Origin of the sequence: Streptomyces beihaiensis, from assembly GCF_026274175.1 — a bacterium.
GTDB lineage: Bacteria > Actinomycetota > Actinomycetes > Streptomycetales > Streptomycetaceae > Streptomyces > Streptomyces beihaiensis.
In genome coordinates this window covers 34,174-47,554 of the sequence record NZ_JAPHNL010000264.1, presented here as the reverse complement: position 1 = coordinate 47,554, position 13,381 = coordinate 34,174, and the positions used below count along the sequence as shown (strand labels likewise).

The 13,381-nt window shown below is 73.1% G+C and carries 11 protein-coding genes; 7 read left to right on the top strand and 4 right to left on the bottom strand.

The features are described 5' to 3' along the window. Nucleotides 1–665: glutamate racemase (locus OFY01_RS21310; RefSeq protein ID WP_266602332.1), on the bottom strand; the 665-nt coding region annotated here is incomplete at its 3' end. On the opposite strand from OFY01_RS21310, the gene OFY01_RS21305 reads away from it, so the two are divergent. Next, a complete protein-coding gene (locus OFY01_RS21305; RefSeq protein WP_266602322.1) occupies nucleotides 664–1,845 on the top strand; it encodes a glycosyltransferase in 1,182 nt (393 codons plus the stop codon). The two genes, OFY01_RS21310 and OFY01_RS21305, sit on opposite strands and share 2 nt — an antisense overlap. 17 nt (nucleotides 1,846–1,862) lie before the next feature. Here the strand turns inward: OFY01_RS21305 and OFY01_RS21300 are convergent, their stop codons facing one another. Continuing rightward, the gene (locus tag OFY01_RS21300; protein ID WP_266602330.1) at nucleotides 1,863–3,086 is read right to left on the bottom strand and encodes a TerD family protein; all 1,224 of its coding nucleotides are present in this window, start codon (nucleotides 3,084–3,086) and stop codon (nucleotides 1,863–1,865) included. Nucleotides 3,087–3,318: 232 nt separating this feature from the next. Here OFY01_RS21300 and OFY01_RS21295 point away from each other — a divergent pair, with 232 nt between their 5' ends. From OFY01_RS21295 to OFY01_RS21280, 4 genes are all read left to right on the top strand, one after another. Then, on the top strand, nucleotides 3,319–3,768 hold the full coding sequence (locus tag OFY01_RS21295) for a DUF6643 family protein (RefSeq protein ID WP_266602320.1): 450 nt from the start codon (nucleotides 3,319–3,321) through the stop codon (nucleotides 3,766–3,768). A gap of 82 nt (nucleotides 3,769–3,850) precedes the next feature. Next, nucleotides 3,851–4,672: an MOSC domain-containing protein gene (locus OFY01_RS21290; RefSeq protein WP_266602318.1), complete on the top strand. Its 822-nt coding sequence runs from the start codon at nucleotides 3,851–3,853 to the stop codon at nucleotides 4,670–4,672. A 168-nt stretch (nucleotides 4,673–4,840) separates the two neighbouring features. Next, nucleotides 4,841–5,446 (top strand): Rv1733c family protein, encoded by a 606-nt coding sequence (locus OFY01_RS21285; protein ID WP_266602316.1) that lies wholly within the window; start codon nucleotides 4,841–4,843, stop codon nucleotides 5,444–5,446. Nucleotides 5,447–5,571: 125 nt separating this feature from the next. Continuing rightward, nucleotides 5,572–8,013, top strand: coding sequence for a right-handed parallel beta-helix repeat-containing protein (locus OFY01_RS21280; protein ID WP_266602314.1), 2,442 nt, complete (start codon nucleotides 5,572–5,574; stop codon nucleotides 8,011–8,013). Here OFY01_RS21280 and OFY01_RS21275 read toward each other — a convergent pair. Further along, entirely contained in the window at nucleotides 7,955–10,333 is a 2,379-nt protein-coding gene (locus OFY01_RS21275) for an alpha/beta hydrolase family protein (RefSeq protein ID WP_266602312.1), read from the bottom strand. The two genes, OFY01_RS21280 and OFY01_RS21275, sit on opposite strands and share 59 nt — an antisense overlap. Before the next feature lie 217 nt (nucleotides 10,334–10,550). Here OFY01_RS21275 and OFY01_RS21270 point away from each other — a divergent pair, with 217 nt between their 5' ends. Together OFY01_RS21270 and OFY01_RS21265 are read left to right on the top strand one after the other, a co-directional pair. After that, entirely contained in the window at nucleotides 10,551–11,378 is an 828-nt protein-coding gene (locus OFY01_RS21270) for a DeoR/GlpR family DNA-binding transcription regulator (RefSeq protein ID WP_266602310.1), read from the top strand. Nucleotides 11,379–11,469: 91 nt separating this feature from the next. After that, nucleotides 11,470–11,949: an SRPBCC family protein gene (locus OFY01_RS21265; RefSeq protein WP_266602309.1), complete on the top strand. Its 480-nt coding sequence runs from the start codon at nucleotides 11,470–11,472 to the stop codon at nucleotides 11,947–11,949. A 12-nt stretch (nucleotides 11,950–11,961) separates the two neighbouring features. On the opposite strand, the gene cds1 is transcribed toward OFY01_RS21265, so the two are convergent. Continuing rightward, complete coding sequence (gene cds1, locus OFY01_RS21260; RefSeq protein WP_323135538.1) at nucleotides 11,962–13,110, bottom strand: L-cysteine desulfhydrase Cds1; 1,149 nt, start codon at nucleotides 13,108–13,110, stop codon at nucleotides 11,962–11,964. Between the last annotated feature and the right edge of the window lie 271 nt (nucleotides 13,111–13,381).

The following is a 13,381-nucleotide window of genomic DNA, read 5'->3' as shown; positions in this document are numbered from 1 at the left end:
TGCAGGACGAGCGGTTCGGCGCCCGGTCGCTGCACTGCGGCACGGATCCGCTCGGCCACCAGCTCGTAATGGGTGCAGCCCAGGACGACGGCCCGCACGTCGTCCGGCGTGAGGGCGGCCGCGGCGGCGATGGCACGGTCGACGGCGTCCTCGTCGGCCCACTGCACGGCGTCGGCGAGGCCGGGACAGGGCACTTCGGTGACCCGCACACCGTCGGCGAAGTCCCGGATGAGCCCGCGCTGGTAGGGGCTGCCGGTGGTGGCGGGTGTGGCCCAGATGGCGACGGGGCCGCCGCCCGCCGCCGCGGGTTTGATGGCGGGGACCGTGCCGATCACGGGGATCTCCGGTTCGAGCAGGGCGCGCACGGCGGGCAGGGCGTGCACGGACGCGGTGTTGCAGGCGATGATCAGGGCGTCGGGCTGGTGCGCGGCGGCGGCCTCGCAGACGCCCAGGGCGCGCCGGGTGATGTCCTCGGCGGTGCGCGGACCCCACGGCATGCTGTCCGGGTCCGAGGAGAGGACGAGATCGGCGTCCGGCCGCAGGCGCCGTACCGCGGCGGCGGCCGCGAGCAGTCCGATACCCGTGTCCATGAGCGCGATCTTCACCCGCAAACCATACGCGATCGGCCCGTCGCGGCCCGGCCCGTGGGGCAGACTGCGCGGCATGGACGTCGTTGCGTGGATCACAGCGGCCTCACTGGCCGCATGGGTGTGGCTGCTGCTGTGCCGGGGGTTCTTCTGGCGCACCGACCTGCGGCTGCCGGCGCGCTCGCGGGAGGAGATCGACCGGTGGCCCGACGTGTGCGTGGTCGTCCCGGCCCGTGACGAGGCGGCCGTCCTGCCAGAGAGCCTGCCGTCGCTGCTCGCGCAGGACTATCCGGGGCGGGCGGAGGTCTTTCTGGTGGACGACGGCAGCTCGGACGGCACGGGTGACCTCGCGCGGGTTCTGGCCGAGCGGCACGGTGGCCTGCCGCTGACGGTCGGCTCGCCCGGAGAACCCCCCGCCGGGTGGACGGGGAAGCTGTGGGCGGTGCGGCACGGCATCGGCCTGGCACGCGCGCGCGAGCCCGAGTTCCTGTTGCTCACCGACGCGGACATCGCACACCAGCCGGACAGTCTTCGCACGCTGGTGGCGGCGGCCCGCGCGGGCGGCTACGACATGGTCTCGCTGATGGCGCGGCTGCGGGTGGCGAGCGGGTGGGAGCGGCTCGTCGTGCCGGCGTTCGTGTATTTCTTCGCCCAGCTGTATCCGTTCCGCTGGATCGCCGGGAAGCGAGCGCGCACCGCCGCCGCGGCGGGCGGCTGTGTGCTGCTGCGGGACGAGGCGGCGCGGCGGGCGCGGGTCCCGGACGCCATCCGGCACGCGGTGATCGACGACGTGTCGCTGGCGCGGGCGGTGAAGCGGTCGGGCGGGCACATCTGGCTCGGTCTGGCCGAGCGGGTCGACAGTGTGCGGCCCTATCCGCGCCTGGGCGACCTGTGGCGCATGGTGTCGCGCAGCGCGTACGCCCAGTTGCGGCACAACCCGGTGGTGCTGCTCGGCACCGTGCTCGGGCTCGCCCTCGTATATCTGGTGCCGCCGTCGGCGCTGGTGGCCGGTGTGGCCGCGGGGAGCGCGCCGACCGCCCTGCTCGGCGGGGTCGCCTGGGCGGTGATGGCGGGGACGTACATGCCGATGCTGCGCTACTACGGGCAGCCGCTGTGGCTGGCGCCGCTGCTCCCGTTCACCGCGTTCCTCTACCTGCTCATGACGGTCGACTCGGCGGTGCAGCACTACCGGGGGCGCGGCGCGGCCTGGAAGGGGCGCACGTACGCGCGTCCGCGGGCAGCACCCGAGCAGCGGTGACGGGCACGCCCGGTGCGCTACTTGCGGCCCGGCGTCCAGTTCATGCCCCACCCGTAGGCGCGGTCCACGGTGCGCTGCGGGCTGACACCGCGATCGGGCACCAGGTAGCGGGCCTCGCGCTGCACGGTGAGGTCGCCGCCCTCACGGGTGATCAGCGCGAGGGCGCAGACCGTGGAGGGCACGGTGCACTCGTCGAGCGAGAAGTCGATGGGCGCGCCGTTCAGGGGTCGCAGGGTGACCGTCGCATGCAGGTCGGCGAAGCTGCGCGCGCCCTCGTAGATGGTGACGAAGACCAGGATGCGCCGGAAGTCGTGCCTGTGGTCGAGGTTGATCGTCAGGTTCTCGCCGGTGACGACGCTGCCGCTGCGGTCGTCGCCGTCGAGGTGGATGTAAGGGGGCCGGTGCACGGAACCGAACGCGTTGCCGAGCGCCTGGACGACGCCCTTGCGGCCGTCGGAGAGTTCATACAGGGCGCACAGGTCGAGGTCGACGGCGCCTTGCGCGGCACGCGCGCGGGCGCCGCCGAACAGGCCGCGCGGCTGCGTGCGCGTCTGCCAGTTGAGGTTGACGCGCAGGGCGCCCGACGTGCCGCCCTGTTTCGCGAGGGAGACGGTGGGCGCCGCCTTGGTGAGGGTGACCTTGGACCGACGCACGGGGGCCGTGGCGGGCGCGGTGTGCGGCGCGGGCGGCGTACCGGCCGGCGTGGTGGGTGCGGTGTGCCGCGGCTCGTCGACGACGATCCCGTAGTCGGTGGCGAGGCCCGCGAGGCCGCTGTCGTAGCCCTGGCCCACCGCGCGGAACTTCCAGGTTCCCTGGCGGCGGTACAACTCTCCCAGCACGAAGGCCGTCTCCACCGTGGCGTCGGTGCTGTCGAAGCGGGCGAGCTCGGTGCCGTCGGCCGCGTCGAGGAGCCGGATGTACAGTCCGGGGACCTGCCCGAAGGCGCCGCCGTCCGCCGAGGCGGCGAGGATCACCTTCTCGACCTCGCGCTCGACGCGCGCGAGGTCGACGTGGAGGGTGTCCGTCGCGGCGCCGCCGTCCGTGCGCTTGCCCTCGTGGCGCACCGCTCCGGAGGCGTGCGCGGGCTGGTTGTAGAAGACGAAGTCGGCGTCGGAGCGAACCTTTCCGGAGACCAGGAGAAGCGCCGAGGCGTCGGCGTCCGGGATGCCGGCCCCGCGGCGCCACCCCATTTCGACGCGGACCGCGGGCGCGGACACCGCGACATTCGATCCCTTGGCCATTGTCATGTCTACCCCCATTGATGATCCGAGCGGCGATCCGGGTGGTGATCCGGAACGTCTCCGCGTTTCCGATCAACCTATTCCCTCGCGCCTCTACAGGGCCGCACCCAGGAACGACGACCGTTTTCCGCCAAGTTCGCTCGGATTGGGGATGCGCGGCCCCAGGCATCCCGCAAAAGAACCCTCTTATCGGTCTCCCCAACGACCACATCGTGGGCTTAACTTATGTGTCATGACCTCCCCCCGCTCCACCTATGGCGGCGGTTACTACTCCGCGCCGTCCTTCCCGGACACTCCGATCTACGACTCCCTCGTCGCAGAGCGGGGCACCCCCCAGATCGCTCCGATCCGGGTTCCCGCCGCGTACGACAGCGGCAGTCATCTGCCCGCGCTGCCGGCCGCGCTGCCCGCCCTCCCGGCAGGCCCGTCCGCACCGCAGCAGCCCTCCTACGGCTACCCGGCGCAGCAGCACGCGCCGATGCAGCCCGCCCCCACCGCGTACATCCCCCAGCAGGCCCCAGCGGCGCCGCGCGGCTACCCCGGCCCGCAGGCGCAGCCCGCCCGGCCGATGCAGAACACCGGGTACGAGGCCATGCGTCCGGCCGCCCCGCGCCCCGCCCCCGCCCAGGCCCCGGCTCCGTACGCGGATCCGTACAACCGCCAGCAGTACCGGGGTTACTGAGCCCCGCACGCCGCGGCGCCCCGGCGGAGCGGTCCGGCCGCCGCCCTCCGCGCTGTCGGTGACCGCTGGCAGGATGGGGGCCATGTCGCGACCTGAGCTCAGTGCCATCCATGTCCACCCCCTGAAGTCGGTGCGCGGGCACGCGCCGCGCACCGTCGACGTGGAGCCGTGGGGCCTGGCGGGGGACCGCCGCTGGGTCCTCGTGGACGCCCGCGGGAAGATCGTCACCCAACGCCCGCACCCGCGCCTCACCTTGGCCTCCGCCGAACTGCTCCCGGGCGGCATACGGCTGTCGGCGCCGGGCATGGAGCCGCTCACGGTCGAGATACCGGAGCCGGTCGCCACCACCACGATCGAGGTCTGGCACGACAAGGTGGAGGCGGTCCTCGCCGACGACGCCGCGCACGCGTGGTGGAGCGCGTATCTGGAGACCGACATACGTCTGCTGCACCTGGACGACCCGGCGACCAGGCGTCCCGTCGACCCGGAGTACGCGCGGCCGGGCGATACCGTGAGTTTCGCCGACGGCTATCCGCTGCTGCTGACCACGCTCTCCTCCCTCGACGCCCTCAATTCGCTCATCGCGCAGGGCGACCACGCGGACGAGGGCCCGCTGCCCATGAATCGTTTCCGGCCGAACGTGGTGCTCGCGGGGTCCGCGCCATGGGCGGAGGACGACTGGTCACGCCTTGCCATCGGTTCGGTCACGTTCCGTGTCGCCAAGAAGTCCGGCCGCTGCGTGGTGACCACCACGGACCAGGAGACCACGCAGCGCGGCAAGGAGCCCCTGCGCACCCTCGCCCGTCACCGCCGCTTCGGTGACCAGTTGTGCTTCGGGACCAATCTGATCCCGCAGACCACAGGGACGATCAGCGTCGGTGACCCGGTCACGATCCTCGAATAACGGTCAACGAGTGGGGGAACCCGAAAGCACGACACGCTCGTTGAGAGACAATGGCAGTGTCGAGCCGACGACGAGCAGGGTCGAGCGGGTGACTCCGCTTGCTCTCGCTCCGTTCGAGCGTGGGCGCTGCCGTCCGGGACCTGGCGGACGGGGAAGGGGGTGCAGGCCGTGCGAGCGATCACCGGTCTGTGGCGTTGGCGGCACAATCCGCTGCGCCGCGGGACAGATCTGGCGGAGGCGTGGGTCGCGCTGGTCGCGCTGCTCCTCATCGTCGTCGCCGCCCCTGTCGTGGGAATCGTCGCGGGAACCCTGTCGCGCGACGCGCTCTACCAGTCGGTGCGGGAGCAGCACCGCACCCGGCACGCGGTCACCGCGACCGTGGTGAAGAAGGTGGCGCAGCCGCCGCTCGACCCCGATCCGGAGACCTCGACCACCCGCGACGCCCACACCCGCGTCGTCGCCTCGTGGAAAGCGCCCGACGGATCGGCCCACCACGGCGAGGTCGTCTCCTCCCTCACCACGCCCCACAAGGGCGAAGCCTTCCCGCTGTGGACCGACGCCCACGGGCACGTGGTGAACCGCCCGCTGGACCGGCCCACCGCACTCACCCACGCCGTGCTGGCCGGATTCGGTGCGGCGGTCGCCGTCACCGGACTCGTCGAGGGCACACGGCGCGTGATCGTCTGGCGCATGGTCCGTCGGCGGTACGCCCGCTGGGAGCACGCCTGGGACATCGCCGGACCCGACTGGGGCCGGACGGGCACCGGCAGCTGAGCCGCGCCGGATCTCGTCAACTGCCGTGCTCCGCACACGCTACGGTGGTCCCACCCTCCGCAGGAGGAGCGCCGGTCAGGGCGCAGAACGACCCGCGTACGACGAGGTGGGGGCTAGACAGCGCCATGGCACAGGGCACGGTCCAGGTGACGCACACCGGCACATCGCGGTGGCGGCGCCGCACAGGCGAGTACGCGTCGCTGGCCGCCGCGCTGGAGGCGGCCGCCGACGGTGACGTACTGACCGTCGCCCCCGGCACCTACCGGGAGAATCTCGTGCTGCGGCGCGCGGTGACGCTGCGTGGCCCGGACGGGGCGGCCGGTTCGGTGCGGATCGCGCCCGTCGACGGGGTGCCGCTGACGGTACGGGCCTCGGCCACGGTCCGCGGCCTGCAGATGGAGGGCCAAGACGCGGCGGCGCCTGCGCTGCTCGTCGAGGAGGGTGCGCCGGAGCTCATCGACGTCCGGGTGATGACCCGGTCGGCGGCGGGCATCGAGGTGCGCGGCGGCGCCCGCCCGACCGTGCGCCGCTGCACCGTCGACAACGCGGGCGGTGTCGGTATCGCCGTACTCGACGGCGGTGGCGGAGTGTTCGAGGAGTGCGAGGTCGTCGCGGCCGGGCAGGCCGGTGTCGTCGTCCGCGGCGGCGCGCACCCGCGCCTGGAGCGGTGCCGGGTGCACCACGCGTCCGGCGCCGGTCTCCTCGCCACCGGCGAGCACAGCGGCCTGGAGGCGACGGGCTGCGAGGTCTACGAGATCAAGGGCGCGGGCGTCCAGGTCACCGGTCGCGCCGGGGCGCACCTGACCGACTGTGACGTGCACCGGACGACCGGCGACGGGATCACCCTCGACACCGACGCGGTGCTCACCCTGGCGGACTGCCGCGTCCACGACGTGCCGGAGAACGCGATCGACCTGCGTTCCCGCTCCGTCCTGACACTGACCCGCTCATCGGTGCGCCGCTTCGGGCGCAACGGCCTGTCGGTGTGGGACCCGGGCACCCGCGTGGACGCCAACCAGTGCGAGATCCACGACAGTACGGGCGACTACCCGGCGGTGTGGGTCAGCGACGGCGCGACGGCGGTCCTCGACGCGTGCCGGGTGCGGGACGTACCGGACGCGCTGTTCGTGCTCGACCGCGGCTCGCGCGTGGACGTCGTCGACTCCGACCTGTCGCAGGTGCGCAACACGGCGGTGTCGGTGAGCGACGGCGCGACCGCGCAGCTCGACGACTGCCGCATCCGGGAGGCATCGACGGGCGCCTGGTTCCGCGACCACGGCAGCGGCGGCACGCTCGCCAACTGCACGGTGGACGCCACCCAGACGGGCGTGATCGTCACCAAGGGCGCCGATCCCACGGTCGAGCGCTGCACGGTCACCTCCCCGGCGGAAGCCGGGTTCTACGTGTCGGCGGGCGGCCGCGGCACCTTCCACGGCTGCCGTGTCTCGGACAGTTCGGGGTTCGGTTTCCACGTCATCGACGGATGCCGTACGACCCTGCGCAAGTGCCGTACCGAGCGGTGCGCGCGCGGCGGCTTCGAGTTCGCCGAGGACGGGCCGCTCGTCGAGGAGTGCACCAGCGACGAGAGCGGCGGCGTGCGCCCCGCCGCGAACGCCCCGGCCGCCGAACCCGCCCACCAGATGGCGACCCGGGCGACACAACCGGTGGGTCTGCTCGGCGGCGTGCCCCGGCAGCAGCCCGCCGAGCCGCAGGAGCCGCAGCAGCCGCCGGGGCCTTCCCGCACGCCCAAGGACGTCCTCGCCGAACTGGACACACTGGTGGGCCTGGAGAGCGTCAAGCAGGAGGTGCGGGCGCTCACCGACATGATCGAGGTGGGCCGCAAGCGCCGGCAGGCGGGTCTCAAGGCCGCGTCCGTCCGCCGCCACCTGGTGTTCACGGGCTCCCCCGGCACCGGCAAGACCACGGTGGCCCGCCTGTACGGCGAGATCCTCGCCGCGCTCGACGTCCTGGAGAAGGGGCACCTCGTCGAGGTGTCCCGGGTCGACCTGGTCGGCGAGCACATCGGCTCGACGGCGATCCGCACCCAGGAGGCCTTCCAACGGGCCCACGGCGGCGTGCTGTTCATCGACGAGGCGTACGCCCTCTCGCCCGAGGACTCCGGCCGGGACTTCGGCCGCGAGGCCATCGACACCCTCGTGAAGCTCATGGAGGACCAGCGGGACGCGGTCGTCGTGATCGTCGCCGGGTACACGGCGGAGATGGAGCGGTTCCTGTCCGTCAACCCAGGCGTGGCCTCCCGGTTCTCCCGGACCATCACGTTCTCCGACTACGTTCCCGAGGAACTGCTGCGCATCGTGGAGCAGCAGGCCGACGAGCACGAGTACCGGCTCGGTCCCGGCACGGCCGAGGCGCTGGTGACGTACTTCACGGCGATCCCGAAGGGCCCGGCGTTCGGCAACGGCCGTACCGCGCGGCAGACGTTCGAGTCGATGGTCGAGCGGCACGCGGGGCGCGTCGCCCAGGTCGCCGACGCGAGCACGGACGACCTCACCCTGCTGTACCCGGAGGATCTGCCGGAGCTGCCTGAGCCGGGACGCCCGGCTTGAGGCGGGCGAGCAGCCGGTCCCGCTCCCGGTCGAAGGCCGGGTCGGCCTGGTAGTCGCCGTGGCCCAGGATCGGCGCGGGCAGCGGGTGTTGCTCGGTGCGGCCGTACGCGAGCGGGTCGAGCAGCGGCGGATGGTCGACCTGGGGGCCCGCCGCGCCGGGGAGCCGGATCGGGCCGCCGATCGGGTCGGTCAGGCGGTACAGGTTGCGCCAGCAGTCGACCTGGCGGTGCAGCGTGGTGAGCGACGTCGGCCCGAACTGGGCCGGGAACCAGCGCCCGTAGAGCCGCTCCAGCGGGCAGCCGTAGGTGAGCAGTCCGACGCGCTTGCGCAGTGACGGCGGCAGCTGCCAGGCCGCGGCGGCGGCGAGCACGCTGCCCTGCGAGTGGCCGGAGAGGATCAGCCGGCCTCCGGTGTTCCGCGTCCAGGTGTCCATCCGCCAGGTCAGGTCGGGCACGGCCCGCTCGGCGTAGCAGGGCGGCGCGAACGGGTGCGCGGCGCGCGGCCAGAAGGTGCCCACGTCCCACAGGATGCCGACGGTGCGACGCGCGGACGGGTCCCGGTAGGCGCGCCGCCCCAAGGTGACGAGCAGTATGAAGCCGATGCCGATCAGCCAGGAGCCGAGGGCCTGTGCGGTGTCGGCGGCGCCGTCGACGACGGGGGCGGCCGCGTCGGCCGCGGTGTCCGGGACCTGTCCCGTGGCCCAGGCTCCCACCACCGCGAGCCCGCCGAGCAGCAGGGTCACCGCGGCGGTGATGCCGATCGCCGTCGGTGCCCGGTCGGTGAGGGCGGCACGCGCGCGTGTGCTCGCGATGCGCCGCGTCCGGGCGGCGTCCGGCGGCTCACCGCCCGTGCTGCCGCCCCTCGCGTCGTCGTGGAGTCCGTAGTCGACGCGGACCTGGGCCTCCTGGCGCCGCGTGCGCCGTACGGTGCGTACGACGAGTACGGCGGCCAGAAGGGCGAGCACCGCAAGGAGCGGTGGGATGACGGACGCCTGCCAGGACAGCAGGGGCGGCGGACCCGCGATCAGGTGGTCGGTGCCGTCGAGCCAGTCGGCGACGCGTTGTGCGACGCCGCCGGTCATGACGCCGCCCAGGGCGCAGGCGAGCACGGCGGTGGCCGGACCTCCGAAGCCGCGCAGCACGGTGCGGCGGTCGGGGGCGGTGCGGTACACGGCCCGCGCTGCGACGGCAAGGGCGACGACGAGGGCGCCCTGGACGAGGGCGACACAGCCGAAGGCCGCGTTGCCCGGCAGCCGGCCCGAGGTGTGCCAGTGCGGGCGTGACCAGCCCGCGTAGACCATGGTGAGGGCGAGCAGGGCGAGGGCGCCGTACGGCAGGGCGCGCACCACGGCGTGGTCGACGTCGTGGTCGACACGGTTCTCGCTGCGGCCACGGCTCACGACGACGCCCACGACCAGCAGCGCGCCCGCGAGCAGAGCCGCGACCAGCACCCGGCCCATGACGTCCAGGAACACCGGGCCGCCCGGCCGCCGGTCGTAGCGGGCGGCGGACGCGCCGACGGCGGCGGCCACGGTGAGCAGCCCGGCCGCGGTGTGCGCGGCACGCAGCCGGGAGACCAGGCGGCGCCCGTACCAGAAGCCTGGCCTGCGCAGCGCGGTGCTGTGGTCGCCGTCGTCGGGCTCAGGCTGGTGCTCCAGCGGGCGCTGTGACTCGTACGCGGCCCAGGTGCGGTGCGACAGGTACCACAGCAGGGCCGTCAGGCCGGCCGGCACGACCGCGGCGAGCCCGAGGCGGCGGCCGGGCAGGCTCCACCAGCCGCCGTGGCCGTGTGCGTCGACGGCCATGAAGCCGAGCCAGCGGTGGTGCGCGGCGCACGCGGCGCGGCCGGCGCACTGCCAGGCCGTGAGGTCGAGGGCGACCTCGCAGGCGGCGGCCACGAGGAGCACGGTGAGCGTGAGGCCCGTGAGGCGGGCGATCACGCCGTACAGACGGACCGTGCGCGTCACCCGCAGCGCGTTCGGACGCATCCAGTGCGCCAGGTTGACGACCATGAACGGCAGCAGCAACAGCCACAGCGCCCGCGATCCGTTGCCGGAGGTGAGGTTGCACCACACGTACGCCTCGCGGATCGGTCTGTCGCGGTAGTCGCCCGGCCTGCTCTCGGCGTCGACGTCCTCGGCGCGCCGGTAGACGGCCGCTGTCGCGTCGCCGGAGATCCGGGCCGTGCGCGGGTCGTCGAGCATCGCGGCGGGTGTGGTGCCGCCGACGCCGTGGACGAGCAGTTCCAGTGCGGGACCGGTCGCCGTGCCGGTCCCGGCGTTCGGGGCGGCGTTGTCGCCGCGCCGCTTCTCGTGCGCCATCGTGTGTGTCCCCCGTTCGTGGCCCGCACCAGCATCCCGGTCGCCGCCCCGGCACGCACGCGTCGTCACGGAATCTCCCCCGTCCGTGCGGCATCCTGGCGTCCGTGCGGCCTTGCGGGGCGCGGGGGGTGGGACGGGCGTCGGTGCCGCGTGCGAGGATGACCCGGTGACGCCCAACGAGCGGCGGCCGGGACGAGGCGAAGGGACCCAGCGGGACGTGAGCGAGAATCCGAACCTCCTCGCGGAGCAGCGGCGTGCCCTGATCGTCGACGAGGTGCGCAGGCGCGGCGGCGTCCGGGTCAATGAACTCACGAGGAAACTCGGTGTGTCCGACATGACGGTCCGCCGCGACCTGGACGCGCTGGCCCGCCAGGGCGTGCTCGAGAAGGTTCACGGCGGCGCCGTCCCGGTGGCCGAGGCGAGCACCCACGAGCCGGGGTTCGAGGCCAAGTCGAGCCTGGAGCTGACCGCCAAGGAGGACATCGCGCGCACGGCGGCGACGCTGGCGGCGCCCGGCACGGCGATCGCCCTGTCCGGTGGTACGACGACGTACGCGCTGGCGCAGCGGCTGCTGGACGTGCCGGATCTGACGATCGTCACCAACTCGGTCCGGGTGGCGGACGTGTTCCACACCGCGCAGGGCGGGCCGGGCAGCCGTCCGGGCACGGCGACGGTGGTGCTGACCGGCGGGGTGCGCACTCCGTCGGACTCGCTGGTGGGTCCGGTCGCGGACCAGGCCATCGCGTCGCTCCACTTCGACGTGCTGTTCCTGGGGGTGCACGGCATATCGCTGGAGGCGGGCCTGTCCACGCCGAACCTGGCCGAGGCGGAGACCAACCGGCGACTGGTGCACTCGGCGCGCCGGGTGGTCGTCGTGGCCGACCACACCAAGTGGGGCACGGTGGGGCTGAGTTCGTTCGCCTCGCTCGACGAGGTGGACACGCTGGTGACGGACGCGGGGCTGCCTGTAGAGGCGCGTGCGGAGGTCTCCGAGCAGGTGCGGCTGATCGTCGCCGGTGAACCGGAAAGCGGTGCAGACATCTGACGGTGCCGCGGCTATGGTGGCGATGCCCGGGGGACCGGGCGGCTCTGTCCGCCAGTTGATCGCCCGTCACGTGTTTGGGGGCTGAACGTCCATGGCACGCCGTCTCCTCCCCGTCGGTCTCGACTTCCTCGACACCGCGCCGCTGCGTCTGGTGTTCGCCCGTGAGGTGTCGGCCTCGCCCGACGCCGTCTACCACGCGCTGGCCGATGACGTGCCGGGGTGGTCGGAGTGGTTCGCCGCCGTGACGCTCGCCCGGCCGCTGGGTGACGGTGCCCGCCGGGAGATCCGTCTCAAGGGCGGGGGCCGCTTCCTGGAGACGATCGTGGCGGCCGAGCCCGACAGCGTGTACGCGTACCGGGTCGACGAGACCAACGCGCCGGGTGCGCGGGCCCTGTTGGAGGAGTGGCGGATCGTGCCGGTGGCGGGCGGGGCGCGCGTGCGGTGGACGTTCACGGCGGACGGAACAGCGCCGTTCCTGCTCGCCGTGAGGCTGGGCCGGGCCGGTCTCGGGCGGGCGTTCCGGGACGCCGTGGGGGCGCTGGAGCGACGGCTCACGTCGGCCGCCGCGTGACTTCCCCGCCCGTCAGTTCCACTCCCCCGTCTCCAGGAGCCGCGCGATGGTCCGCGCGTACGGGGTGATGTCCATGTGCTGTTCGGCGAGCCACTCGTCCGAGTAGTACTTGTCGAGGTAGCGGTCGCCCGGGTCGCAGAGCAGGGTGACGACGCTGCCGGTGCGGCCCTCCGCCACCATCTCCGCGACGATCTTGAGGGCGCTCCACAGGCCGGTGCCGGTCGAGCCGCCCGCCTTGCGTCCGATGGCGGCTTCCAGGGCTCGCACGGCGGCCACGCTCGCCGCGTCGGGGACCTTCATCATGCGGTCGATGACACCGGGCACGAAGCTGGGCTCCATGCGCGGGCGGCCGATGCCCTCGATGCGGGAGCCGCACTCGCTCGTCGCGTCCGGGTTGTTCGTCGTCCAGCCCTCGAAGAAGCAGGAGTTCTCCGGGTCGGCGACGCAGACGCGGGTGTCGTGCTGCATGTAGTGCACGTAGCGGGCCAGGGTCGCGGAGGTGCCGCCGGTGCCGGCCGTGGCCACGATCCACGTCGGGCACGGGTAGCGTTCGAGGGCCATCTGCCGGTAGATCGACTCGGCGATGTTGTTGTTGCCGCGCCAGTCGGTGGCCCGCTCCGCGTAGGTGAACTGGTCCATGTAGTGGCCGCCGGTGCGTGCGGCGAGGGCCGCCGACTCCTCGTACATAGTCCGCGGGTCGTCGACGAAGTGGCACCGGCCGCCGTGGAATTCGATCAGGCGGCACTTCTCGGCGCTCGTCGTGCGCGGCATCACGGCGATGAACGGCACGCCGATGAGCTTCGCGAAGTACGCCTCGGAGACCGCGGTCGAGCCGCTGGACGCCTCGATGACGGGGCGGCCGGGGCGGATCCAGCCGTTGCACAGCCCGTGCAGGAACAGCGAGCGTGCCAGGCGGTGCTTGAGGCTGCCGGTGGGGTGGGTGGACTCGTCCTTGAGGTAGAGGTCGATGCCCCAGTGCTCGGGCAGCGGGAAGCGCAGCAGGTGGGTGTCGGCGGACCGGTTGTTGTCGGCCTGGACCTTGCGGACGGCTTCCTTGAGCCAGCCGCGGTACGCGGGGTCGGTGTGGTCGACGTCGAGCGTCGGCATGGGTTCGGCGGTGGTGTTCCCGCTCGCCTGGCTGCCCTGCTGGACGGTGCTCATCGCGCGGCTCCTTCACGTCGTTCCGGGCGTCGGCCCGGGCGGGGAAAAGGTGCCGTACGGACCACGGTGATGCCTGGCCGAAAACGACCTGACGCCTCGATCATAAACACCTTCCGCACGCTTCTCACCTGCATAAACACCCCTTTGAGGGCCTCAAAGCCAAGCCTGGCGCACGGGGCGCGGGAGGGCGCGCGGGGGCGTGAACTCCGCTTGCGCCCATTGCTTCACAACCTGTCCGCAAGAACACTGGTCCTCCTCGCGCGGCGCGTGC

What these genes read in the sequence shown, in the direction of transcription:
- OFY01_RS21305 (WP_266602322.1), top strand. Translation starts at nt 664, where the DNA reads ATGGACGTCGTTGCGTGGATCACAGCGGCCTCACTGGCCGCATGGGTG.
- OFY01_RS21300 (WP_266602330.1), bottom strand. Translation starts at nt 3,086, where the DNA reads ATGGCCAAGGGATCGAATGTCGCGGTGTCCGCGCCCGCGGTCCGCGTC.
- OFY01_RS21295 (WP_266602320.1), top strand. Translation starts at nt 3,319, where the DNA reads ATGACCTCCCCCCGCTCCACCTATGGCGGCGGTTACTACTCCGCGCCG.
- OFY01_RS21290 (WP_266602318.1), top strand. Translation starts at nt 3,851, where the DNA reads ATGTCGCGACCTGAGCTCAGTGCCATCCATGTCCACCCCCTGAAGTCG.
- OFY01_RS21280 (WP_266602314.1), top strand. Translation starts at nt 5,572, where the DNA reads ATGGCACAGGGCACGGTCCAGGTGACGCACACCGGCACATCGCGGTGG.
- OFY01_RS21275 (WP_266602312.1), bottom strand. Translation starts at nt 10,333, where the DNA reads ATGGCGCACGAGAAGCGGCGCGGCGACAACGCCGCCCCGAACGCCGGG.
- OFY01_RS21265 (WP_266602309.1), top strand. Translation starts at nt 11,470, where the DNA reads ATGGCACGCCGTCTCCTCCCCGTCGGTCTCGACTTCCTCGACACCGCG.
- cds1 (WP_323135538.1), bottom strand. Translation starts at nt 13,110, where the DNA reads ATGAGCACCGTCCAGCAGGGCAGCCAGGCGAGCGGGAACACCACCGCC.